The sequence below is a fragment of the Pantoea sp. KPR_PJ genome (assembly GCF_041386365.1).
In the GTDB taxonomy this organism is placed as follows: domain Bacteria; phylum Pseudomonadota; class Gammaproteobacteria; order Enterobacterales; family Enterobacteriaceae; genus Pantoea.
On sequence record NZ_JABMIK010000005.1, the window covers coordinates 242,378 to 265,915 of the forward strand.

At 54.7% G+C, this 23,538-nt stretch carries 19 protein-coding genes and 1 pseudogene; 10 read left to right on the forward strand and 10 right to left on the reverse strand.

Going from position 1 to position 23,538, the window contains the following annotated elements; genetic code table 11:
* Positions 1-37: 37 nt before the first annotated feature.
* Positions 38-802, reverse strand: a complete 765-nt coding sequence (gene pgpB, locus HP564_RS13330; protein ID WP_371243766.1) for a phosphatidylglycerophosphatase B — start codon at positions 800-802, stop codon at positions 38-40.
* Between the two features lie 229 nt (positions 803-1,031).
* Here pgpB and ribA point away from each other — a divergent pair, with 229 nt between their 5' ends.
* Positions 1,032-1,628: a GTP cyclohydrolase II gene (gene ribA / locus HP564_RS13335; RefSeq protein WP_371243767.1), complete on the forward strand. Its 597-nt coding sequence runs from the start codon at positions 1,032-1,034 to the stop codon at positions 1,626-1,628.
* A gap of 55 nt (positions 1,629-1,683) precedes the next feature.
* Here the strand turns inward: ribA and acnA are convergent, their stop codons facing one another.
* From acnA to topA, 5 genes are all read right to left on the reverse strand, one after another.
* Positions 1,684-4,365 (reverse strand): aconitate hydratase AcnA, encoded by a 2,682-nt coding sequence (acnA, locus tag HP564_RS13340; RefSeq protein WP_371243769.1) that lies wholly within the window; start codon positions 4,363-4,365, stop codon positions 1,684-1,686.
* A gap of 427 nt (positions 4,366-4,792) precedes the next feature.
* Positions 4,793-4,972 carry a hypothetical protein gene (locus tag HP564_RS13345; RefSeq protein ID WP_371243770.1) on the reverse strand — a complete coding sequence of 60 codons (180 nt, stop codon included), beginning with the start codon at positions 4,970-4,972 and terminating at the stop codon, positions 4,793-4,795.
* A 3-nt stretch (positions 4,973-4,975) separates the two neighbouring features.
* On the reverse strand, positions 4,976-5,134 hold the full coding sequence (locus tag HP564_RS13350) for a YmiA family putative membrane protein (RefSeq protein ID WP_371243771.1): 159 nt from the start codon (positions 5,132-5,134) through the stop codon (positions 4,976-4,978).
* 494 nt (positions 5,135-5,628) lie between these two features.
* Entirely contained in the window at positions 5,629-6,603 is a 975-nt protein-coding gene (gene cysB / locus HP564_RS13355; RefSeq protein ID WP_371243773.1) for an HTH-type transcriptional regulator CysB, read from the reverse strand.
* Between the two features lie 200 nt (positions 6,604-6,803).
* The gene (gene topA / locus HP564_RS13360) at positions 6,804-9,401 is read right to left on the reverse strand and encodes a type I DNA topoisomerase (RefSeq protein WP_371243774.1); all 2,598 of its coding nucleotides are present in this window, start codon (positions 9,399-9,401) and stop codon (positions 6,804-6,806) included.
* Between the two features lie 371 nt (positions 9,402-9,772).
* On the opposite strand from topA, the gene HP564_RS13365 reads away from it, so the two are divergent.
* Complete coding sequence (locus tag HP564_RS13365) at positions 9,773-10,021, forward strand: DUF2498 family protein (protein ID WP_371243775.1); 249 nt, start codon at positions 9,773-9,775, stop codon at positions 10,019-10,021.
* A gap of 64 nt (positions 10,022-10,085) precedes the next feature.
* Here HP564_RS13365 and sohB read toward each other — a convergent pair whose 3' ends face one another.
* Positions 10,086-11,135, reverse strand: a complete 1,050-nt coding sequence (sohB, locus tag HP564_RS13370; protein WP_371243777.1) for a protease SohB — start codon at positions 11,133-11,135, stop codon at positions 10,086-10,088.
* Between the two features lie 173 nt (positions 11,136-11,308).
* On the opposite strand from sohB, the gene HP564_RS13375 reads away from it, so the two are divergent.
* Both HP564_RS13375 and cobO read left to right on the forward strand, forming a co-directional pair.
* Positions 11,309-12,070 (forward strand): YciK family oxidoreductase, encoded by a 762-nt coding sequence (locus tag HP564_RS13375; RefSeq protein WP_371243778.1) that lies wholly within the window; start codon positions 11,309-11,311, stop codon positions 12,068-12,070.
* The gene (gene cobO, locus HP564_RS13380; protein ID WP_371243779.1) at positions 12,070-12,660 is read left to right on the forward strand and encodes a cob(I)yrinic acid a,c-diamide adenosyltransferase; all 591 of its coding nucleotides are present in this window, start codon (positions 12,070-12,072) and stop codon (positions 12,658-12,660) included. Before HP564_RS13375 ends, cobO begins: the two co-directional genes overlap by 1 nt.
* Before the next feature lie 37 nt (positions 12,661-12,697).
* Here the strand turns inward: cobO and rluB are convergent, their stop codons facing one another.
* Complete coding sequence (gene rluB, locus HP564_RS13385) at positions 12,698-13,576, reverse strand: 23S rRNA pseudouridine(2605) synthase RluB (protein WP_371243780.1); 879 nt, start codon at positions 13,574-13,576, stop codon at positions 12,698-12,700.
* A gap of 938 nt (positions 13,577-14,514) precedes the next feature.
* Here rluB and HP564_RS13390 point away from each other — a divergent pair.
* Positions 14,515-15,162: a serine protease gene (locus HP564_RS13390; protein WP_371243782.1), complete on the forward strand. Its 648-nt coding sequence runs from the start codon at positions 14,515-14,517 to the stop codon at positions 15,160-15,162.
* An 8-nt stretch (positions 15,163-15,170) separates the two neighbouring features.
* On the opposite strand, the gene HP564_RS13395 is transcribed toward HP564_RS13390, so the two are convergent.
* On the reverse strand, positions 15,171-15,791 hold the full coding sequence (locus tag HP564_RS13395; RefSeq protein WP_371243783.1) for an L-threonylcarbamoyladenylate synthase: 621 nt from the start codon (positions 15,789-15,791) through the stop codon (positions 15,171-15,173).
* Positions 15,792-15,803: 12 nt separating this feature from the next.
* Positions 15,804-16,688 (reverse strand): PHP domain-containing protein, encoded by an 885-nt coding sequence (locus tag HP564_RS13400; protein ID WP_371243784.1) that lies wholly within the window; start codon positions 16,686-16,688, stop codon positions 15,804-15,806.
* A 281-nt stretch (positions 16,689-16,969) separates the two neighbouring features.
* On the opposite strand from HP564_RS13400, the gene HP564_RS13405 reads away from it, so the two are divergent.
* The 5 genes and pseudogenes from HP564_RS13405 (at position 16,970) to trpA (ending at position 23,531) form a co-directional block, all read left to right on the forward strand.
* Positions 16,970-18,532: an anthranilate synthase component 1 gene (locus HP564_RS13405; RefSeq protein ID WP_371243786.1), complete on the forward strand. Its 1,563-nt coding sequence runs from the start codon at positions 16,970-16,972 to the stop codon at positions 18,530-18,532.
* Positions 18,532-20,126 (forward strand): annotated as a pseudogene (gene trpD / locus HP564_RS13410) (bifunctional anthranilate synthase glutamate amidotransferase component TrpG/anthranilate phosphoribosyltransferase TrpD). Before HP564_RS13405 ends, trpD begins: the two are co-directional and overlap by 1 nt.
* Before the next feature lie 2 nt (positions 20,127-20,128).
* Positions 20,129-21,490: a bifunctional indole-3-glycerol-phosphate synthase TrpC/phosphoribosylanthranilate isomerase TrpF gene (gene trpCF / locus HP564_RS13415; RefSeq protein ID WP_371243787.1), complete on the forward strand. Its 1,362-nt coding sequence runs from the start codon at positions 20,129-20,131 to the stop codon at positions 21,488-21,490.
* Positions 21,491-21,531: 41 nt separating this feature from the next.
* Positions 21,532-22,725 (forward strand): tryptophan synthase subunit beta, encoded by a 1,194-nt coding sequence (gene trpB, locus HP564_RS13420; protein ID WP_371243850.1) that lies wholly within the window; start codon positions 21,532-21,534, stop codon positions 22,723-22,725.
* A complete protein-coding gene (trpA, locus tag HP564_RS13425; protein ID WP_371243789.1) occupies positions 22,725-23,531 on the forward strand; it encodes a tryptophan synthase subunit alpha in 807 nt (268 codons plus the stop codon). Before trpB ends, trpA begins: the two co-directional genes overlap by 1 nt.
* Positions 23,532-23,538 lie beyond the last annotated feature (7 nt).

Here is a 23,538-nt window from a genome sequence, read left to right on the forward strand (position 1 = left end):
ACAAGCGCAATCAATAATATGGGGATAAACAGCCGAATTACAATCCGCTTTCCCGCTGTGCCACTTCTTTTCGCTCTTCTGGCGGTAACGTCAGCGGCCCGCAGAAACGCTGCGCCAGCCAGGTTGCCAGCGAAACCAATAGCCAGGAGAGGATCACCGCCATTGCCAGATCGCCCGGCCAGTGCATACCGAGCAGCAGGCGGCTGGCCATCACCCCACCCGCCCAGACGCCGATTACCGCAATGGTAACGTAGCGTCGGCGTGGCCAGAGCAGCCCAATGGCCAGCAGTGCCCAGCTGGCCGCAAACAGCGTATGACCAGACGGAAAGGCAAATCCCGTTTCAAACGCCCAGTGCCGTTTTAACCAGCCAGGCAAAAGCCGATCGCTGGCAAGAAGTTGATCGACACGCTGGCTGCGCTCTTTACGCGTCATGCTATAAAACTCACGCTCGTCCAGGCCGTGGTTATGCTCGAGCCAGACGACATAGGGCCGCGGCTCCTGCACCTGATCCTTGATATAAGATTTCGTATACTGACCAGTCAGAACGGTGGCATTCATAATCAGCAATAGCAACAATGCCGGCTTCAGGCGAAATCGCAGGCACCAGAGTACCCAGAGGCTTAACAGAGTGCTGGTGATAATTCCCCAGGGACGCGTGACGGTTTCCGTCATCCAGAACAGAAATCGCAGCAGCGTATTGCTTTCATCAGGTTGCCATTGCCAGCCGGAAAGCCAGACCGCAACCGGGATGATCATCAGCAGAAACATCCCTGCCGTCGTGCGACGTAAAATTTCCAGCATCCTTTCTTCCTCGTTCCGACACATATGCGCCGCTGGCCAGTAACTTTATGTTAAAAAATAATAACATAACCTGTTGCGCATTGGACAATTGTGCTTTATCACTACAATCGCTCTGACAAATTACCAGCCCAACTTCACGTTGTGGCACAATATTGTCAATTTTTTCAGGCCATACTGGCCTGTGCGCTGTTTTAGAATAGCGCATCCTCTGAAGGTTCTGGAGAGTCACATGCAGCTTAAACGGGTGGCAGAAGCCAAACTGCCCACGCCCTGGGGCGATTTCCTCATGGTTGGTTTTGAAGAACTGGCAACCGGTCACGATCACGTCGCGCTTGTTTACGGCGACATCAGCGATAATACGCCCGTACTGGCGCGCGTTCATTCGGAATGCCTGACCGGTGACGCGTTGTTCAGTTTACGCTGCGATTGTGGTTTTCAGCTGGAAGCGGCGCTAAACGCTATTGCCGAAGAAGGCCGTGGCGTGCTGCTCTATCATCGTCAGGAAGGTCGTAATATTGGCTTGCTGAACAAGATCCGCGCCTATGCGCTGCAGGATAAAGGCTATGATACCGTTGAAGCCAACCATCAGCTCGGTTTTGCCGCTGACGAGCGCGATTTCACACTCTGTGCCGATATGTTCAAATTGCTTGGCGTCAACGAAGTACGTCTGCTGACTAATAACCCGCGTAAGGTGGAGATTCTGAGCGAGGCGGGCATCAATATTGTTGAGCGCGTGCCGCTCATCGTGGGCCGCAACCCTAAAAATGCGCATTACCTCGACACCAAGGCGGAAAAGATGGGCCATTTGCTGCCCAAATCTGAATAGCCTCAACGTCCAGTCAGTGCTGGACGAAAAAACGCCGGGTTTCCCCGGCGTTTTTTTAGTTCAGCATATTGCGTATCACATAGTGCAGAATGCCGTCGTTGCGGTAGTAGGTCAGCTCATTGCCTGTATCGATACGACAACGCGTCTCCAGCGTCTCCTGCGTGCCGTCCGGCCGCGTCATTGTCACGCTGACGGTGCAGCCTGGCTGCAGTCGTGAGAGGTTTTCAATATCGAACCGCTCTTCGCCCGTGAGCTGCAAGGTTTTGCGCGTCACGCCTGGCGCAAACTCCAGCGGCAGAATCCCCATACCGATCAGGTTAGATCGGTGGATGCGCTCAAAGGATTCGGCAATCACTACGCGCACGCCCTGTAACCGTGGCCCTTTCGCTGCCCAGTCGCGGCTGGAGCCAGAGCCATACTCTTTACCCGCGATCACCGCCAGCGGCGTTCCCTCCTCCTGATACTTCATCGCCGCATCGTAGATTGCCAGCTGTTCACCGCTGGGAATATGGCGGGTATAACCGCCTTCTACGCCTGGCACCATCTCGTTGCGAATACGAATGTTGGCAAAGGTACCGCGCATCATCACTTCGTGATTACCGCGTCGGGAGCCATAGGAGTTAAAATCAGCGCGATCGACACCGTGTGACTGAAGGTAACGCCCGGCCGGGCTGTCCGCTTTAATACTGCCTGCCGGAGAAATATGGTCGGTCGTCACGGAGTCACCCAGCATCGCCAGCACGCGCGCGCCTCTGATATCCTGCACGGGCTTCGGCTCGCGTTCCATATCATCAAAGAAGGGCGACAGACGAATATAGGTTGATCCCTCATCCCAGGCATAGGTCGCAGCTTCGCTCACTTTGATCTGCTGCCACTCCCGGGTGCCATAAAAGACCTCCGCATACTCCTTATGGAACATGTCGCTGGTAACCTGCTGAACCGCCGTGGCGATCTCTTCTGGCGATGGCCAGATGTCTTTCAGGTAAACATCTTTACCCTGCCGATCCTGCCCCAGCGGCTCGGTTTGCAGATTAATCTTCATGTTGCCTGCCAGTGCATAGGCAACCACCAGCGGCGGCGAGGCCAGCCAGTTCGTTTTAACCAGCGGATGAATGCGCCCTTCAAAGTTCCGGTTACCGGACAGAACGGCACCCACAGTGATGTCGCCAGCTTTAATCGCAGTCTCGATCTCATCGGGTAGCGGCCCGGAGTTGCCAATACAGGTGGTACAACCATATCCCACCAGATTGAAACCGAGCTTATCGAGGTAAGGCGTCAGCTGTGCCGCCGCCAGATAGTCAGATACGACTTTAGAGCCTGGAGCCAGTGAGGCTTTCACCCAGGGCTGGCGTTTCAGGCCACGCTCAACCGCTTTTTTTGCCAGCAGCCCCGCCGCCATCAGCACGCTTGGGTTAGACGTGTTGGTACAGGAGGTGATGGCGCCGATCACTACAGCGCCGTCTTCCAGCGTGTGACTCAGGCCGGTGTTGCTGTCAGTGTAAGAGACCGTTTTATGCGGCAGCTGGGTATGATTCACATCCAGCTCGTTACTGGCGTTAAATGCCGCAGGCACGTCGCCCAGCGAAACGCGATCCTGCGGACGTTTTGGTCCGGCTATGCTGGATTCCACATCATTCATATCCAGTGCCAGCGAGCTGGTGAAAACAGGTTCATCGCCAGGATTGCGCCACAGGCCCTGGGTTTTCGCATAGGCCTCTACCAGGGCGACCTGCCCGGCATCGCGGCCGGTCAGCGTGAGATAGCCCAGAGTCACATCGTCAACCGGGAAGAATCCGCAGGTTGCCCCATATTCGGGTGCCATATTCGCGATGGTCGCACGATCTGCAAGCGGCAGATCGGCCAGCCCGTCGCCATAAAACTCGACAAACTTGCCCACCACACCATGTTTGCGCAGCATCTGGGTGACGGTCAGTACCAGATCGGTTGCGGTAATGCCAGGACGAAGTTTGCCGGTCAGCTTGAACCCGACCACATCGGGGATCAGCATAGAGACGGGCTGCCCCAGCATCGCGGCTTCAGCTTCAATACCGCCGACCCCCCAGCCCAGTACGCCAAGCGCATTGATCATGGTAGTGTGGGAATCGGTACCGACCAGCGTATCTGGCCAGGCAAACTGCTTGCCATCAATCTGTTCATGCCAGACGGACTTACCTAAATACTCCAGGTTGACCTGATGACAGATACCGGTGCCCGGCGGCACCACACGGAACTTGTTAAAGGCCTTCTGACCCCAGCGCAAAAAAACGTAGCGTTCATGGTTGCGCTCCATCTCCAGCTGGACGTTTTCTTCAAATGCGCTGTCATCGCCGAAGCGGTCGACGGTGACCGAATGGTCAATGACCAGGTCAACCGGTGACAGTGGGTTCACCCTGGCGACATCGCCCCCCAGTCGTTTCACAGCCTCACGCATTGCTGCCAGATCCACCACGGCGGGAACGCCGGTAAAGTCCTGCATAAGAACGCGTGCGGGTCGGTAGGCGATTTCTCGATCGGCGTGAGCGTCCTTCTGCCAGGCCACCAGCGCCCGGATATCCTCTTCCGTAACAGAATCGCCATCCTGCCAGCGCAGGAGGTTCTCCAGGAGAACTTTGAGTGATTTGGGAAGACGATCGATATTGCCAAGGTGTTGGGCAGCGCGGGGAAGACTGAAAATATGATATTGCCGATCGTCGACCTGTAGCCGGTCCTGACTCTGTTGGCGTAGGGTGTCCGACATAGCTCCTCCTTTTCTTATCGTGATCGCGTTAACCTCAGAGAGAACAAGGTTTATGTTAAAGATAGACTACATTTTCCTTAACGTTTTGATTACAACACGAATTGCCACACCCTGGCGATGGCCAAACAAAAACGCCCCGTGGAGAGGACGGGGCGTTAGCGATAAGAACAGGGAAACAGAGTCAGGTTAAACGGCGATCCATACTGCAGCAGCCCAGAATGCAAGAGAGAAGGCACAGGCGCTGAACCAGGACATCTTAATGGTATTCATCATTCACTCCTCCCTAAAACGGGCGTAAAAAGTCCTGCTGCCATCAGTGTGATGACACCCTTTTAATACTGCTGAGTGTTAAGAGTGGGCTTTTAATTTGCCCGCCGGAAAACCGGAAAGAAGAGTAGCAAGGATTCCGCCGTTGCGCGGCGATACCTTATTTTGCTTTCGGGTCCATGAAAGACTCGATGAAGCGACGCTGATTGTCGCTCAATTCCCAGCTGTCCGGGATTGACACTTTTTGTTCCGTCACGCTGCTCTCTTTACCCTTACAGGCAGGAGCTTTGATCTGCGGAGCGGATAACAGTTGTTTACGGCTGAGGGTGTTTGCCCACATGGTTTATCCCCATATACGCCAGATCATCAATACGACAACTACCCAGAACAGCGCAGAAGCCGCTATCACGGTTAACCAGGCTTTGCGACGGATGTTACCAGAACGCGCAACCTTGGTGCTCTTTGCCCGAAAGTCGGGTTGTACAGTCAGTCTCGTAGCCATAGTTTTAGATAATCACTCTCAATAAAACGATTGATAACATCGATTAAGATTTAGGACGAATCCTAAACTCATTAAGGCCGAAAATCCAGTTATTTTTATTGAGCACAACGATTAATGCTATTTATCAAAACACGTAAATCACTTAAGTAATAATGAACACCCGCCCATTTTCTTAATTAAATTATTGCATTGCAAATTTGAGTTAAATTGATATTAGTGCCAAATTAAATTAAAGCCCTGTAAGAGAAGCCTTATTTAAACAGGCTTACCGCGCTGCCTTAACTGGAGTATGGGAATAATCCTGGCAGCACGCAAAGCGGCAGAGTTAAATTTGTGTACTGTTTCGCATTTAAGGAAGCTGAAGAGAAAAACATGTGATCAATGTTTTATTTACAAAAAAATAATTAATTTTTTCAACAATGAGGTGGCGCTAACCGCTACGCACAAAAAAGGCTGCCCAGGCAGCCTTTAACAATGCTTACGCGTCAGCGCCGTTACTTAAACGGCAGCTTGATATCTTTGAACATGGCCTCGATATCTTCATTTGAGCGCAGCGCCACCGCTGCGTCGACCACGTCACGAGTAAGATGAGGCGCAAAACGCTGAATAAAATCATACATATAGCTTCGCAGGAACGTACTGCGCCTAAAGCCGATTTTGGTGGTACTGTTGGTGAAAATCTCTGCGGCTTCAATGCGTACCAGGTCAGGATCGGCGACAGGATCAACCGCCATGCTGGCGATAACCCCTACTCCCAGCCCCAGCCTGACATAAGTTTTGATTACGTCAGCGTCGGTGGCTGTAAAAACAATGCGCGGCGTCAGGCCTGCACGATTGAAGGCCGTATCCAGCTCTGAGCGTCCAGTAAAGCCGAAGGTGTAGGTCACCAGAGGATATTCTGCCAGCTCTTCAATGGAAACCCGGCCTTTTCCTGCCAGCGGGTGGTCAGGAGTGACAACAATCGCACGGTTCCAGTGATAGCACGGCAGCATAATCAGGTCGTCATAAAGATGTAACGCTTCAGTCGCAATAGCAAAATCCGCGTTACCTTTAGAGACGGCCTCAGCAATTTGCGTGGGCGAGCCTTGATGCATATGCAGCGAGACGCGCGGATAGCGTTCAATGAAGCCTTTAATGACGCCAGGTAAAGCGTAACGCGCCTGGGTGTGCGTAGTTGCGACATAAAGTGAACCTTTATCCGGCCAGGTATGTTCACCCGCCACGGATTTAATCGCATCAACTTTAGACAAGACCTCGCGAGCGATCCGGATAATCTCTTCGCCCGCAGGCGTGACCTGTGTTAAATGTTTGCCGCTGCGCGCAAAGATCTGCACGCCCAGTTCATCCTCCAGCATACGCACCTGCTTGCTGATGCCTGGCTGAGAAGTATAGAGTCCTTCTGCTGTCGAAGAGACATTGAGATTATGGTTAACCACTTCGACGATATAGCGCAATTGCTGCAATTTCATATCTGTTCCATCCCAGTAAGCTACAGAGCGGCATCCCCGATTGACCTTTGTTAGCCGGATCGGTGAAAAGTAAAGTGAAGTATCGGAACATGTCGGAAATGCTATAACCACTATATCATCGTGAGAAGGAATGTAGAACGATTTGATATAAGGCTAAGAAAAAGGCCAGCAGTGCTGGCCTTACAGAGAGGGGGTGAAAACTATTTTTTTGCTTCCTGCCATTTGCCGTCAATAAAGAAGGCCGACCAGCCGGTTGCTTTGCCCTCTTTCTCAGAAGCAACATATTGCTGCTTTGTCTTACGGCTGAAGCGAACCATCGTTTTGTTACCCTCGGGATCGCTTGCCGGCGCCTCAGCCAGATAACGCAGTTTTTCCGGCAGACGATCTTTGAAACGCTGAAGCTCCTCCACCAGGGGGGCACGGGTTTCACGCGATTTCGGGAAGGTGTTGGCCGCGAGGAAAACGCCTGCTGCACCGTCGCGCAGGACAAAATAAGCGTCTGATTTCTCACACGGAAGCTCCGGCAACGGTACCGGATCTTCTTTTGGCGGCGCGACCTCACCATTCCGCAGGATTTTGCGCGTATTCTTGCACTCATCATTGGTACAGGCCATGTACTTACCGAAGCGCCCCATCTTCAGGTGCATCTCAGAGCCACATTTTTCGCACTCAACAATCGGGCCGTCATAACCCTTGATGCGGAACTCTCCCTGCTCAATCTCATAGCCGTCGCACTCCGGGTTATTCCCGCAGACATGCAGCTTACGCTGAGGATCGATCAGATAACTGTCCATCGCGGTGCCACACTTCTGGCAGCGCCGACGCGCGCGCAACGCATTGGTTTCGGCGTCATCGCCCTCCAGCACGTTCAGCACTTCATTTTCAGGGATCAGGTTAATGGTCTGCTTGCAGCGCTCTTTAGGCGGTAGCGCATAGCCTGAACAGCCCAGGAACACACCGGTACTGGCGGTGCGAATCCCCATTTTGCGTCCACAGGTCGGGCAATCGATAGAGGTAAGCACCATCTGGTTCGGCTGCATACCCCCCTCTTCAGGATCCTTCTCAGCCTTATCCAGCTGCTGAGTAAAGTCGCTAAAGAAGTTGTCCAGCACGCCTTTCCACTCCGCCTGATTATTGGCAACCTGATCGAGGCTGTTTTCCATGGTGGCGGTAAAGTCATAGTTCATCAGATCGCGGAAGTTTTCCTCCAGTCGATCGGTCACTATTTCACCCATTTTTTCTGCATAGAAGCGGCGGTTTTCAACCCGCACGTAGCCGCGATCCTGAATAGTCGAAATAATCGCAGCGTAGGTCGACGGACGGCCGATGCCACGCTTCTCCAGTTCACGCACCAGCGAGGCTTCGCTAAAGCGTGCTGGCGGTTTCGTAAAGTGCTGGCTGGGGATCAGCTGCTGAAGGTCCAGCGTTTCGCCTTTCTCTACCGGCGGCAGCGTGCGGTCTTCATCATTTTTTCTCAGCGCAGGCATAACGCGCGTCCAGCCGTCAAAGCGCAGCGTACGGCCTTTTGCCTTCAGTTTAAAACCTGCGGCGGCAACGGTCAGCGTTGTGGAGTCATACTGCGCAGGCACCATCTGACAGGCAACAAACTGTCGCCAGATCAGCTGATAAAGCTTCTGCGCATCGGCTTCCATATCTTTGAGTTTCTCAGCCACAACGTTAACGTCAGAGGGGCGAATAGCTTCGTGCGCTTCCTGTGAGTTTTCTTTACTGGCATAGGCGTTAGCCGTTTCTGGCAGATATTTTTTGCCGAAGCTTTCTTCTATATAGCCGCGCGCCATTGTCAACGCATCCTGACTCAGGTTAGTCGAGTCGGTACGCATATAGGTGATGTGACCCGCTTCATACAGGCGCTGCGCCATCATCATGGTTTTCTTCACGCCAAAGCCAAGGCGCGTGCTGGCCGCCTGCTGTAGCGTCGAGGTAATAAAAGGTGCGCCCGGTTTACTGCTGGTGGGCTTATCTTCACGATCGACAACTTCGTAGCGCGCCTGTTCCAGCAGGGCTACTGCGGCCTGCGTCTGCTCACCATTGATTGGACGAAACGGAGCGTCATTCTGGTGTGTCACCGACATCGCCAGCAGATCGCCTTTTGCCGTATGCAGATCGGCATTAAGCTCCCAGTACTCTTCCGGTACAAAGGCCTTAATTTCGCGTTCACGTTCGACCACCAGGCGCACGGCAACAGACTGAACGCGGCCGGCGGATAAACCACGCGCGATTTTCTTCCACAGCAGCGGCGATACCATGTAACCCACTACGCGGTCCATGAAACGGCGCGCCTGCTGAGCGTTAACGCGATCGATATTAAGCTCGCCCGGCGTCTCAAACGCCTGACGAATGGCATTTTTGGTGATTTCGTTGAACACCACGCGGCTAAAGCGCTTGTCGTCGCCGCCAATGACTTCCCGCAGGTGCCAGGCAATGGCCTCCCCTTCGCGGTCAAGGTCGGTTGCGAGATAAATATGGTCAGCATTGGCTGCCAGCGCTTTAAGCTCAGAGACAACTTTCTCTTTACCCGGCAGGATCTGATAATCCGCTTTCCAGCCATGATACGGGTCAACACCCATGCGGCTAACCAGCGCGGCTTTTTCGTCTTTTTTAACCTTTTTGGTTTTTTTATCGCCTGCCCCGTCAGCACTCTTTTTTGCGGTTGAACCACTGGTCGGCAAATCACGGATATGACCGACGCTGGATTTCACCACGTAGTCACTACCGAGGTATTTATTGATTGTTTTGGCCTTTGCCGGGGACTCAACGATTACGAGTGCTTTACCCATATGTACCTTTACCTAATGAAAACGTCCTGATAAACGGGAGAGGATTAGATACCCTTAAACCCATTGGGTTCAATATTGCTACGCCTTATCTGCTTTTCAAGGCTGCGGGGTCAATCTCAGGTCAGATTGCATATGATGATGCAACGTTATGAATAAGTGCGGTTTTTTCATCTGACACAATCACACATCCCGGTGCGATCTCCCTGAAATCTGAATCGCCCACACTCTACCTGATAAAATTCGTTACGCAACTTAATTAGCACTCTGTTTAATTTTATGCCAGCTTTTACGCCATTTTGCTGATTTGCCGCACAGCCGTTTTGGCAAGTAATATAGAAAGGATTTGGTACATGTCAAAAAGGAGATATTCAATGCAGAAAACAACGCAGGCCATTTCACACCAGGCGTTACTGGAAAAAGCCAATATGCTGCTTAAAGAACATGATGATTATTTTGCCGGAATGGAAGCCAGCGACGTGATTCAGCAGGGTGATGTACTGGTTTTTCGCGGGCCCTTTTTTCTTGATGAGGAAGGCCTGCCCACACCCAAAACCACAGCGGTATTTAACGCATTTAAACATCTCGCTCTGACGCTGTCGTCACGCTATCACCTGGCGTAAAAAACCCGGCCAGTGCCGGGTCTTGTGACGTATGGGCGGGGTCGGTAAAATCCCGGCGTGCCTGCTAGAGCAGCGGCTTCTCACCGCGCTGCCACCATTTCATCAGCAGGCGCTCCGCAACGGAACCTGCGCTGTGGGTAACGCGATCGATCATTTTACGCCGACGGGCATAATGCACGCCCAGCACAGTGAAGCGATCCATCTGGCTGATGATCAGTTCATCGCTGGTGCTGATAGCGTCAATCAGGTTTAAATCCAGTGCCTGACGGCCATACCAGTGCTCACCGGTCGCCACTTTATCGATATCCAGCGATGGACGCATCTGGTGCACAAAGTCTTTGAACAGCAGATGTGTTTCGTTCAGATCTTCCTGAAATTTTTCGCGCCCCTCATCGGTGTTTTCACCGAATAATGTCAGGGTACGTTTGTACTGACCGGCCGTGTGCAGTTCCACATCAATGTCGTTGCGCTTCAGCAGGCGATTAAAGTTAGGAATTTGCGCGACCACACCGATTGAACCAATAATGGCAAAAGGTGCGGCGACAATGCGATCCGCTACACAAGCCATCATGTAACCGCCGCTGGCAGCCACTTTATCCACGGCCGCCGTCAGGCGCAGGCCGCGATCGCGCAGACGCTGAAGCTGTGAAGCAGCCAGACCGTAGCCGTGCACCACTCCGCCTGGGCTCTCCAGCCGCAGTAGAACTTCATCCCCCTGCTCTGCTACCGCCAGCACTGCGGAGATCTCTTCACGCAGCGCCGTGACTTCACTGGCGTCCATGCTGCCTTTGAAGTCGACAACATACAGCGTCGGTTTGACGGCCTCTTTTATGCCCTGCTTTGCCGCACGCTTCTCTGCTTTTACCTTCTGCTTTTCCTCTTTTTTATGCTGCTTCTGCCAGACTTTTTGCACCTGCGGCTTCATTTTAGCCAGCTGCAAATCTTCTTTCATTTGCTGATAGTCATCGCCCAGATGCGTCAGACGAAGCTGGCCGCTCGCCTGGCTACGCTTGCGCAGCGCCGCATTCAGAATAATTGCCACTATCGCCGCAATGGCCACGACTACCGTGATCGTTTTAGCCAGAAATAATCCATAACTGGAGAGTAAATCCATTCTGCCGCCTTATTAAACAGAGAATTAGCACTGATTTGAGAGTTTACCGGGTTTAGTGCCGCGCGTCGCCTGAAATGCCAGCGGCTGGCACAGAAAGCCCTTGTGGATGATTGCACCCTCCGGCAAATTGAGGCATAAAACCAAAAACCCGTTTAGCGCTCAAGGACATTGTCGTGCACTATCAACCGAAAAGCGACCTGCTGCAAAATCGCATTATTCTCGTTACCGGCGCTTCTGACGGCATTGGCCGCGAAGCCGCCATCACCTATGCGCGCTATGGCGCAGAAGTCATTCTGATGGGTCGCAATCTGGCGCGGCTAGAGCAGACTCAGCAGGCGATTGCCCAGCTCGGGCAACGTCCGGCACACAGCCTGGTCTTTGACCTGGCTGAGGCGACGCCTGAATCATGTCAGCAGCTGGCCGATCAGCTCACCCGACAGTTCCCGCGTCTGGATGGCGTGCTGCATAATGCCGGTATCCTCGGTGAAATTGCTCCGCTGGCCGAGCTGGACCCACAGGTCTGGCAGCAGGTAATGAAAATTAACCTGGATGCCACGTTTTTCCTGACCCAGGCCCTGCTGCCGCTGCTGCTGAAATCCAGTGCCGGTTCGCTGGTCTTTACCACCTCCAGCGTAGGACGTACCGGCCGCGCGGGCTGGGGAGCCTACGCCGTCTCGAAATTTGCGACCGAAGGCATGATGCAGGTACTGGCGGATGAGTACAAAAATCAGTCGTTACGCGTTAACTGTATTAATCCCGGCGGCACCCGAACGAAAATGCGCGCGTCAGCCTTTCCGCAGGAAGATGCCAACAAACTCAAGACACCCGCCGATCTGATGCCGCTCTACCTTTATGTTATGGGTGACGACAGCCGTCGCAAAACCGGTATCAGCTTCGACGCGCAGCCTGGCCGCAAGCCGGGAGCGGCAGAGTAATGCGCGACGATCGCCACCAGCAGCGGCAGCAGCGGCTGAAAGAACAGGTCGATGCGCGGATCGCCGCCGCGACGCAGACCCGGGGTATCCTGATGGTCTTCACCGGTAACGGCAAGGGAAAGACCACCGCCGCTTTCGGCACCGCGCTGCGTGCGGTCGGGCACAATAAAAAAGCCGCGGTCGTTCAGTTTATTAAAGGTGAATGGCCTAACGGCGAGCGCAACCTGCTGTCACAGCATGGTGTGGAGTTTCAGGTGATGGCCACGGGCTTCACCTGGGAGACGCAAAATCGCGCGACCGATACCGCTGCCTGTCTGGCCGTATGGCAGCACGCCAGACGGATGCTGGCGGATGCCACGCTGGACCTGGTGCTGCTGGATGAGATCACCTATATGGTGAGCATGAATTATCTGCCGCTGGCCGAGCTGGAACAGGCACTGCGTGAGCGACCCGCACACCAGAGCGTGATTCTCACCGGGCGCGGCTGTCACCGTGTGCTGATTGAAATGGCCGATACCGTCACCGAAATGCGGCCGGTCAAGCACGCTTTCGACGCCGGTATTCAGGCGCAGCAAGGCATAGACTGGTAAGCAAAAAAAAAACGCAGCCCGAAAGCTGCGTTTTTTATTAGCTGCGTTTGCCGCCGCTGCTGCTGCGTCGGCCGTTGCCGCTGACCTGGGTATGACGCTTAACAGCACGACGGATCTGATTTGCTTTGGTGCGGCGGCGATCTTTTTCGACCGCCAGTTTGGTGACCGTTTCGTCATCCATTCCCACCAGCGAGCGCAGATAGTTAACCGCAGCCAGATCCATCTCCATCCAGCCACCGCGCGGTAAGCCTTTTGGCAGGGTGATGTCGCCATAGCGCACGCGCATCAGACGGCTTACCTGCACGCCAACCGCTTCCCACAGGCGACGCACCTCGCGGTTACGTCCTTCTGTCAGCGTGACGTTGTACCACTGGTTAACCCCTTCACCGCCGGCAAAACGCAGCGTTTTGAAGGCCGCAGGGCCATCTTCCAGCTGAACGCCTTTGCTTAGCTGACGAATTTTGTCGTCATCTACCTGACCAAACACGCGTACGGCATATTCGCGCTCCACTTCGCGGCTCGGATGCATAAGGCGGTTCGCCAGTTCACCATCGGTGGTGAACAGCAGCAAACCACAGGTATTGACGTCAAGACGTCCGACCGCAATCCAGCGCGAACCGCGCATACGCGGCAGGCGATCAAAAACCGTCGGGCGGCCTTCGGGATCGCTGCGGGTGCAGAGCTCGCCTTCGGGTTTGTAATAGGCAAGGACGCGGCACACTTCAGTAGCGGATTCAGCAATAGAAACCAGGTGGCCGTCAATGCGGATTTTCAGAGACTTGTCATTTTCAATGCGGTCGCCCAGCGTGGCGAGTTTACCGTCAACGCTGACGCGTCCGGCGGCGATTTTTGCTTCAATTTCACGGCGTGAACCGTGGCCTGCGCGTGCCAGGACTTTCTGTAACTTTTCGCTCATAGCGGCCTCGTTGTCGCCTTCCCAGGCGTCATGCAGATTAAAGTGCTTTAAAATCAATAACTTAAGTTATGATGTTCCGCTCATTATACCCTTAATTTACTGAAATGTAACCTGCTTTATCAGGATGCGGTAAATGAAGGCAGGGGCAGGCGCTTTGATGAAGATAGCACTACGTAGGTAACGTGCGAGGCCGCTCCCTGCTTTTCTGACAGGCTTTTTACTTGTGCAGCGTGTGGGCAAGCAGCAGGCGCAGGCAGCGTTAATGTCGAGTGATAAGCCTGCCCTGAGTGGAAGACAGGGTATGCGGCAGGATCCTTTTTATTTTTGTCAGCATTATGCAGCAGCAATAATAGATTTATGCGTGTGACGCTAACGGGACACCATTTAGTCAACCCTATGACGTTTCAGCACTTTTTTTTCCTGCATGTTCTGGTTTATAACGCTTATATATTTGCAAAGGGAGAGATTGATAAGGCAGAAAGAATAATTAAACAAACATTAAGATTAATGAGGTTCAATGCAGCATTTTTTCATCCATCAAACAGAAACGCCGTAGCATAACATACTGCTCGTTGCGGTTAATCCAGCTCATCCACAATGCACATCCCGTGGACATTTAATTTTTTAATCCACAGATTGAATTAAAACCTTATTTAGCGCTTTTCTTCTTAAGATTAATCTTAATCGATTGTCATTAAAAATTTTCTGCGTAGAATCAGAGCCAGAAACGCAAAAAGTTACTTTCGCATCATTAATCTTAAATTAATATCCCTGATTTCCATTAACAAATAATTTACCAAATGTTTGCTATTTCTTTATAAATAAACCGGCGTTGCTGGAAATGCGGCGTTAATACGGCTCACTGATGAGCCTGAAATTGCATGTCAAAAAGTCTTCACCAGGGATTTTTCCGACATGCCAGCCTGAAGATAAACACCATGAGAAATCGGTTCTTGTGGCCGGCGTTTGCTGCGCTGGCGCTGAGCGGTTGCTCTGTGGGCCATACTGAGTACAGCCGTGCGGCGATGCAGCATGTGGACATGAGTTTCACCGGCATTCCGACAATACTCGGTCTGGGCACACTGGGCAGCAGCATTCCTGTTACGCCTGAATATAGTCTGACTGCCGCACACGTCGCGAAATTTGCCGTACAGCGCGTTAAGGCTTATCACCCCTATTGCGATCTGGCGATTATTTATCACAAGAATGATGCCGCGACGCTGGCAACATTCCGCAGCAGCGCAATTGGCGATCCTGTTAAAATGTATGGCTACAGTTTTATTTCTGCCATGCCGGTTGAATCTTCCGGCATTAATTTAGCCCGAACCGCTATTCGCAACAGCTGGAATAAAAAGCCGTGTATGGCAATGGCCTCTAATGCTGGTGTAGTGAAAGGAATGTCGGGCGGTGCAGTTTATAATGCGGATAATACACTGGGCGGCGTGATTGTGGGCTTCAGCAATGAAATCAAAAGCAGCCGACGCGGCAATATCGTCCTGAAAGACGTGTCGCTCTATATTCCCTATTCTGACTTTCAGAACTGGCTGAAACAGAATATTGGTCAGGCAGCGCAGCGCGGTGCCTGACCGTTTTGCTAAAGGAAAGGTCGGGTATCGCCTGACCCTTCACGCATAATAACGGGTGCATCGCTGGTAAGGTCGACGACCGTGGTCGGCTGTTGTCCCAGCGTACCGCCGTCAATAATCAGATCCACCAGCTTGCCAATGCTGTGCTGGATATCGTCCGGATCTGACTCGGTGAAATCATTGCCCGGCAAGATCAGCGACGTTGACATCATCGGCTCATTCAGCGCCTCCAGCAGCGCCAGCGCGATAGGACTGGACGGCACGCGCAGCCCGATGGTTTTTCGTTTGTCATTCATCAGACGACGTGGCACTTCTTTGGTCGCCTTCAAAATAAAGGTATAGCTGCCCGGCGTATTATTTTTCAGCAGGCGAAACGCGCTGTTATCGACCTGTGAGTAGTTAGAAATTTCTGACAGATCGCGACACATCAGCGTGAAATTGTGGTTGCCGTCCAGCTGACGAATACGGCAGATGCGCTCTAACGCGTTTTTCTCTTCCAGTCGACAGCCCAGCGCGTAGCCAGAATCTGTCGGATAGACAATTACGCCACCCTTGTTGAGATAGTCCACCGCCTGGGAAATCAGGCGTGGCTGCGGGTTATCTGGATGAATATGAAACAGTTGACTCATAAAAACCTCGTATCACCTTTCCGTGTCAGAACCTGCCGGTGCCAGTGCCGGGAAACGCTCCCACACGGGTTCAACGCCAGCCGGCAGCCAGAGTTTGCGGCCCAGCTCAATCCACGGACAGGGTTGATGAAAATCGGAACCTTGTGATGCAGCCAGATGGGCGTCGCGAGCATATTGCGCCAGTTGAGTACGCTCGCCGGGCGCCTGCTGACACTGTGCGACCTCCATCGCATCGCCACCCGCCTCGCGAAAATGGGCGATTAGCCGCTTAAGCCACTTTGCCGACAGACCATAGCGGCCAGGGTGCGCCAGCACCGCACAGCCACCAGAATGGTGAATCGCATCAATAGCTTGTTTAATTGTACACCATTGCGGAGGAACATAGCCGGTTTTACCCCGTGCCAGGTAGCTTTTGAAAACCTGCGCGATGGTATCGGCCTTGCCCTGCTCAATCAGGAAGCGGGCAAAATGCCCGCGCGTAATCACGCCGCCGTCAGCCAGACGCGCCGCCCCCGCCAGAGCACCGGGAATGCGCGCTTTATCCAGCCGCTCAGCAATCCGTTCGGCTCGCGTTTCTCGACAGCGGTGTTGCTCTGCCAGGAAGGTGACCATCGCCGGATGATGAATATCAATATTCAGCCCGACAATATGAATTTCATGGTTCTCCCACAGCGTTGAGGCCTCAACGCCTGCAAGCACCTTCAAAGGTAATGCTTGCTCAGCGACAGCATGCTGCGCCGCTTCTACGCCTGCGACGCTGTCGTGATCGGTAATGGCCAGTACGCCGACGCGCATGCTGACGGCGCGCGCGACCAGCTCTTCAGGCGTCAGCAGCCCGTCCGACGCGCGCGTATGGCTGTGTAAATCATAAAGTGGAAAACGGGCGATCTCGTTCAAATGTCACTCCTGCTGCATGTTGAAGCGGCCAGCATGATAACGATTTTACCCGTCGGTGAAAAAGCGTATTGACTTTTTCGCCCCGAACCCGTTAACTAGTACACAAGTTCACAACTAAACGGGTAACTTCTCATGGCGACGATGATGATCTCTTTTGCAGGCTGGTGGCGTGATGTTTCCCCAAACGGGCAACGTCGAGCACCTCTTGCGTAACGCTGTGCAGAGACCCGAGCCCGCCTGGATGCGGGCTTTTTTTTTAGGCGAATTTCAGAGAATCCATCATGTCAAATGCGAAACCTACAGTGAAGTTGATTACCGGCACCGCGCCCTATCGCGAAGATCCGGCCGCAGTGTTTCATCAGTTATGCGGCGCACGTCCGGCTACCCTGCTGCTTGAGTCAGCGGACATCGACAGCAAAAAGAACCTGAAGAGCCTGCTGATTGTCGACAGCGCGCTGCGCGTCAGTGCACTGGGCAGCTGCGTCACCATCCAGTCGTTGTCAGAGAATGGTCGAGCCCTGCTGCCGCTGCTGGATGCGGCACTGCCCGCCAGCGTGAGAATCGAGGCGCGTCCTGACGGTCGCGAGCTGCATTTCCCTGCCGTGAATGCGGTACAGGATGAAGATTCTCGTCTCCAGGCGCTGTCAGTATTTGATGCGCTGCGCCTCATCCCGCAGCTGGTTAATGCGCCTGCCGATGAGCGCGAAGCGGTGCTGATGGGCGGTCTGTTTGCCTACGACCTGGTCGCGGGATTTGAAGACCTGCCCGCACTGAAGAATGAACAGCGGTGTCCCGATTACTGTTTTTACCTGGCTGAGACCCTGCTGGTGCTGGATCACCAGGCGCGCAGCGCCACGCTCCAGGCGAGCCTGTTCTCTCCTTCTACCGGTGAGTTTCAGCGCCTGCAAAGCCGTATTGAACAACTGCACGGCCAGATGCTCCAGCCTGCACCCGCGCTGCCGGTGCAGGCCGTCGATCAGATGACGCTGAGCGTCAGCCAGAGCGATGACGCCTATTGCGAGACCGTACGCCAGATGCAGGAAGCGATTCGCATCGGTGAAATTTTTCAGGTCGTGCCATCACGCCGTTTCTCGCTGCCCTGTCCGTCACCGCTTGCCGCCTATGACACCCTGAAGAACAGTAACCCCAGCCCGTACATGTTCTTCATGCAGGATCAGGACTTTTCCCTGTTTGGTGCGTCGCCGGAAAGCTCACTGAAATATGACGCCACCTCACGCCAGATCGAGATCTACCCCATTGCCGGTACGCGGCCACGTGGCCGCCACGCAGATGGCTCGCTGGACCGCGATCTCGACAGCCGCATTGAGCTGGAAATGCGCACCGATCATAAAGAGCTGGCCGAACACCTGATGCTGGTCGATCTGGCCCGCAACGATCTGGCGCGTATCTGTGTGCCGGGCAGCCGCTACGTTGCCGATCTCACCAAGGTTGACCGCTACTCCTTTGTGATGCACCTGGTATCACGCGTGGTCGGTACGCTGCGAGAAGATCTCGATGTGCTGCACGCCTATCGCGCCTGTATGAACATGGGCACGCTGAGCGGCGCGCCAAAGGTACGCGCGATGCAGCTCATTGCTGCCGCTGAAGGCACCCGTCGCGGCAGCTACGGCGGCGCAGTAGGATATTTTACCGCCAGTGGCGATCTCGATACCTGTATCGTTATCCGCTCGGCCTGGGTGGAAGACGGTGTCGCCACGGTACAGGCGGGCGCAGGCGTTGTGCTCGACTCCAGTCCGCAGGCTGAAGCCGACGAAAGCCGTAACAAAGCACGCGCTGTGCTGCGCGCTATCGCCACCGCCCATCACTGCAAGGAGATTTTCTGATGGCCGACATTCTGCTGCTCGATAACATTGACTCCTTTACCTACAACCTCGTTGATCAGCTGCGTGCCTTTGGCCACAACGTGGTGATTTATCGCAACAGCGTACCCGCGTCGCTGCTGCTCGAACAGCTCCAGCGCATGGAAAAGCCGGTGCTGATGCTCTCGCCGGGGCCAGGCGCGCCAAAAGACGCTGGCTGTATGCCGGAGCTGCTGCGTACTTTGCGCGGGCGGCTGCCCATTATCGGCATCTGCCTTGGTCATCAGGCGATTGTTGAAGCCTATGGCGGCCACGTGGGTCAGGCGGGTGAAATTCTGCACGGCAAAGCCTCCGCCGTGAGTCACGATGGTGAGGCGATGTTTGCCGGATTAAGTAATCCGCTGCCGGTGGCACGCTACCACTCGCTGGTGGGTAGCAATACGCCTGCAGAGCTGACGATTAACGCCAGCTTTAACGGCATGGTTATGGCGGTACGTCACGACGCCGACCGCGTCTGCGGCTTCCAGTTCCATCCTGAATCTATCCTGACCACTCAGGGCGCACGTCTGCTGGAACAGACGCTAGCCTGGGCACTGGCGACATCAGAGGGAGAATGATCATGCACGCCATTCTGGAAAAACTTTATCAGGCGCAGACGCTGACGCAGGGCGAAAGCCACCAGTTATTCAGCGCCATTATTACCGGCCAGCTGGAACCGACGCAGCTCGCCGCCGCACTGATTGCCATGAAGGTGCGTGGCGAGTCACCGCAGGAGATTGCCGGTGCAGCCAGCGCGCTGCTGGCAGATGCGAAGCCTTTTCCGCGCCCCGATTACGCCTTTGCCGATATCGTTGGCACCGGCGGCGACGGCAGTAACAGCATTAATATCTCAACCGCCAGTGCTTTTGTGGCTGCCACCTGCGGGCTGAAAGTAGCCAAGCACGGCAACCGTAGCGTCTCCAGTAAGTCTGGATCTTCCGATCTGCTGGCGGCGTTCGGCATCAATCTCGATATGCCTGCCGCACAGGCACGCGCGGCGCTGGACGATCTTAACGTCTGTTTCCTGTTCGCCCCGCAATATCACACCGGTTTCCGTCACGCGATGCCGGTGCGCCAGCAGCTTAAAACCCGCACGCTGTTTAACGTGCTTGGCCCGCTGATCAACCCGGCGCGTCCGCCGCTGGCGGTAATTGGCGTCTACAGTGCCGATCTGGTGCTGCCGATCGCCCAGACGCTGAAGGTGTTGGGCTACCAGCGCGCCGCAGTTGTGCACGGCGGCGGCATGGATGAGGTCGCACTGCACAGTGAGACCCATATCGCCGAGCTGCGTGATGGTGAAATTACCCGCTATCAGCTGACGCCAGAAGACTTTGGTTTTGGCTTTCATCCAGAGGATGCGCTGGCGGGCGGCACGCCGGAAGAAAATCGTGACATTCTTACGCGTTTACTTCAGGGTAATGGCGAGCAGGCTCACGAGGAGGCCGTCGCCGTCAACGTGGCGATGCTGCTGAAAGTATTTGGCCATGAAGATTTGCGTGAAAATGCGCAGCGTGCGCTCCAGGCTATCCGCAGCGGACAAGCCTACGAGCGCGTTGTCGCTCTGGCAGCAAGAGGATAACCATGCAAGGCACGATTTTAGACAAAATTGTTCAGGATAAAGCGCAGTGGGTTGAGGCGCGTAAAGCGCAGCAGCCGCTGGCTACCTTTCAGGATCAGGTCCAGCCTGCCGGACGCAGCTTTTATCATGCGCTGCAGGGCGCGCGCACCGTGTTTATTCTTGAATGCAAAAAGGCGTCGCCGTCAAAGGGGCTGATCCGCGAAGATTTCGATCCGGCAGCCATCGCTGGCATCTACCGCCACCACGCGTCTGCCGTATCGGTGCTGACGGATGAGAAATATTTTCAGGGCAGCTTTGATTTCCTGCCCATCGTCAGCGCAGCACTGACTCAGCCGGTGCTGTGCAAAGACTTTATTATCGATCCCTACCAGATCTACCTGGCGCGCCACTATCAGGCCGATGCGATCCTGCTGATGCTGTCGGTGCTGGATGATGAGCAATATCGCCAGCTGGCCGCGGTTGCGCACAGCCTGAAAATGGGCGTGCTGACCGAAGTCAGCAATGAGGCGGAGCTGGAACGTGCCATTGCGCTTGAGGCGAAAGTCGTGGGTATCAACAACCGCGATCTGCGTGATATGTCAATCGATCTGAACCGCACGCGCCAGCTGGCACCGCGCCTATCGCACGGCGTCACGGTGATTAGCGAATCTGGTATCCATAACTATGCGCAGGTGCGCGAACTTAGCCACTTTGCCAATGGCTTTTTGATTGGCTCGGCGCTGATGGAAGAAGCGGATCTGGCGGGAGCGGTGCGCCGTGTTCTGCTGGGCGACAATAAAGTATGTGGTTTAACGCGTGCAGAAGATGCCCGCGCCGTGTGGGAAGCGGGTGCCCTTTATGGCGGTCTGATTTTTGCTGAAGGCTCCCCACGATATGTCAGCGAAGCGCAGGCCCATCAGATAATCGCCGGCGCGCCGCTGCATTACGTCGGGGTATTCCGTAATGCAACCATAAGTGACATTGTCACTAAAGCGGTCGCGCTGAAGCTGGCGGCGGTGCAGCTGCACGGTGATGAAGACCCCGCCTGTGTGGCTGAGCTACGCGCTGCCCTGCCCGTCGACATCGCTATCTGGAAAGCACTCAGTATCAAAGATGCTTTACCTGCGCGTGACTGGCCGCATGTCGATCGCTACGTCTTTGACAACGGCAACGGCGGCAGTGGCCAGCGTTTCGACTGGTCGCTGCTGCAAGACCAGGAGTTGAGCAACGTGCTACTCGCCGGTGGCCTTGGTGCAGATAACTGTGTGGAAGCCGCGCGTCTCGGCTGTGCCGGACTCGACTTCAACTCCGGCGTGGAAAGTGCGCCTGGCCTTAAAGATGCCAGCAAGATTGCGGCGGTTTTCCGCACGCTACGCGCTTACTGATTGAGCAGGTCCGCTGCGGCGGTCCCTAGAAGGAAGATGAAATCATGACATTACTGAATCCCTATTTTGGCGACTTTGGCGGTATGTATGTGCCGCAGATCCTGATGCCTGCGCTTCGCCAGCTGGAAGCCGCTTTTGTTGACGCGCAAAAGGATCCTGCATTTCAGGCTGAATTTACCAGCCTGCTGAAAAACTATGCGGGACGCCCTACTGCCCTGACGCTTTGCAGCAACCTGACCAAAGGCAGCAACACTCGCCTCTACCTCAAGCGTGAAGATCTGCTGCACGGCGGTGCGCACAAAACCAACCAGGTGCTGGGCCAGGCGCTGCTGGCAAAACGCATGGGCAAAAATGAGATCATTGCTGAAACCGGCGCGGGACAGCATGGCGTTGCGTCTGCGCTGGCCTGTGCGCTGCTGGGGATGAAGTGTCGCATCTATATGGGTGCAAAAGACGTAGAGCGCCAGTCGCCTAACGTATTTCGTATGCGTCTGATGGGCGCAGAGGTGATCCCGGTACACAGCGGATCCGCTACGCTCAAGGATGCCTGCAACGAGGCGCTGCGTGACTGGTCTGGCAGCTACGAAACCGCTCACTATATGCTGGGCACAGCCGCTGGCCCACATCCCTTCCCGACCATCGTGCGTGAGTTTCAGCGCATGATCGGCGAAGAGACCAAAGCGCAGATTCTGGAAAGAGAAGGACGCCTGCCCGATGCCGTTATCGCCTGTGTCGGAGGTGGCTCCAATGCCATTGGTATGTTTGCCGATTTTATTAACGATGAAAGCGTGCGCCTGATTGGCGTTGAACCTGCCGGTCACGGTATTGAAACGGGCGAGCACGGTGCGCCGCTAAAACATGGCCGCGTTGGCATCTACTTCGGCATGAAAGCGCCGATGATGCAAACCGAAGAGGGACAGATTGAAGAGTCTTACTCGATCTCTGCCGGTCTCGATTTCCCGTCTGTGGGTCCCCAGCATGCGCATCTTAACAGCACCGGCCGCGCGGACTATGTCTCCATTACGGATAACGAAGCGCTGGCAGCATTTAAAGAGCTTTGCCGTGCAGAAGGCATTATTCCGGCGCTGGAGTCTTCCCACGCCCTTGCCCATGCGCTGAAGATGATCCGCGAGAACCCGGAAAAAGAGCAACTGCTGGTGGTTAATCTGTCAGGCCGCGGCGACAAAGATATTTTCACCGTTCACGATATTCTGACTGCCCAGGGAGAGATCTGATGGAGCGTTATCAACAGCTGTTTAAACGTCTGCAGGCGAATAAAGAAGGCGCGTTTGTTCCTTTTGTCACCCTGGGCGATCCCACGCCGGAGCTGTCGCTGAAGATTATTGATGCACTGGTGGCGGGCGGTGCAGACGCGCTGGAACTGGGCATTCCCTTTTCCGATCCGCTGGCGGACGGCCCGACTATCCAGAATGCCACGCTGCGTGCCTTTGCCGCCGGTACTACCACCGCGCAGTGCTTTGAGATCCTTGCTACCGTGCGCCAAAAATACCCGGCGCTGCCTGTTGGCCTGCTGATGTATGCCAATCTGGTGTTCGCTAACGGGGTAGATGCTTTTTACGCACGCTGTGCAGAGGTGGGCGTTGACTCGGTGCTGGTCGCCGATGTGCCGGTTGAAGAATCGGCCCCCTTCCGCCAGGCCGCGCTGCGTCACGGTATCGCACCCATCTTTATCTGCCCGCCGAACGCCAGCGACGATCTCCTGCGCGAGATCGCGTCGCATGGCCGCGGTTACACCTATCTGCTGTCGCGCGCGGGCGTAACCGGTGCAGAGAAGCGTGCCAGCAGTCTGCCGCTACAGCATCTGATCACTACGCTGAGTGAATATAACGCGGCGCCCGCGCTACAGGGATTTGGGATTTCTGAACCGTCGCAGGTGAAAGAGGCGATTCGCGCTGGCGCGGCTGGCGCGATCTCAGGCTCAGCCATTGTGAAAATCATTGAGCAACATCATGCCCAGCCCGAAGAGATGCTGGCAAAACTGACCGCTTTCGTCAGCAGCCTGAAGGCCGCAACGCGTTGATCCTTTC

What these genes read in the sequence shown, in the direction of transcription:
- topA (WP_371243774.1), bottom strand. Translation starts at nt 9,401, where the DNA reads ATGGGTAAAGCACTCGTAATCGTTGAGTCCCCGGCAAAGGCCAAAACA.
- trpCF (WP_371243787.1), top strand. Translation starts at nt 20,129, where the DNA reads ATGCAAGGCACGATTTTAGACAAAATTGTTCAGGATAAAGCGCAGTGG.
- pgpB (WP_371243766.1), bottom strand. Translation starts at nt 802, where the DNA reads ATGCTGGAAATTTTACGTCGCACGACGGCAGGGATGTTTCTGCTGATG.
- rluB (WP_371243780.1), bottom strand. Translation starts at nt 13,576, where the DNA reads ATGAGCGAAAAGTTACAGAAAGTCCTGGCACGCGCAGGCCACGGTTCA.
- sohB (WP_371243777.1), bottom strand. Translation starts at nt 11,135, where the DNA reads ATGGATTTACTCTCCAGTTATGGATTATTTCTGGCTAAAACGATCACG.
- cysB (WP_371243773.1), bottom strand. Translation starts at nt 6,603, where the DNA reads ATGAAATTGCAGCAATTGCGCTATATCGTCGAAGTGGTTAACCATAAT.
- HP564_RS13350 (WP_371243771.1), bottom strand. Translation starts at nt 5,134, where the DNA reads ATGGCTACGAGACTGACTGTACAACCCGACTTTCGGGCAAAGAGCACC.
- HP564_RS13365 (WP_371243775.1), top strand. Translation starts at nt 9,773, where the DNA reads ATGCAGAAAACAACGCAGGCCATTTCACACCAGGCGTTACTGGAAAAA.
- cobO (WP_371243779.1), top strand. Translation starts at nt 12,070, where the DNA reads ATGCGCGACGATCGCCACCAGCAGCGGCAGCAGCGGCTGAAAGAACAG.
- HP564_RS13345 (WP_371243770.1), bottom strand. Translation starts at nt 4,972, where the DNA reads ATGTGGGCAAACACCCTCAGCCGTAAACAACTGTTATCCGCTCCGCAG.
- HP564_RS13395 (WP_371243783.1), bottom strand. Translation starts at nt 15,791, where the DNA reads ATGAGTCAACTGTTTCATATTCATCCAGATAACCCGCAGCCACGCCTG.
- trpA (WP_371243789.1), top strand. Translation starts at nt 22,725, where the DNA reads ATGGAGCGTTATCAACAGCTGTTTAAACGTCTGCAGGCGAATAAAGAA.
- HP564_RS13405 (WP_371243786.1), top strand. Translation starts at nt 16,970, where the DNA reads ATGTCAAATGCGAAACCTACAGTGAAGTTGATTACCGGCACCGCGCCC.
- ribA (WP_371243767.1), top strand. Translation starts at nt 1,032, where the DNA reads ATGCAGCTTAAACGGGTGGCAGAAGCCAAACTGCCCACGCCCTGGGGC.
- acnA (WP_371243769.1), bottom strand. Translation starts at nt 4,365, where the DNA reads ATGTCGGACACCCTACGCCAACAGAGTCAGGACCGGCTACAGGTCGAC.
- HP564_RS13390 (WP_371243782.1), top strand. Translation starts at nt 14,515, where the DNA reads ATGAGAAATCGGTTCTTGTGGCCGGCGTTTGCTGCGCTGGCGCTGAGC.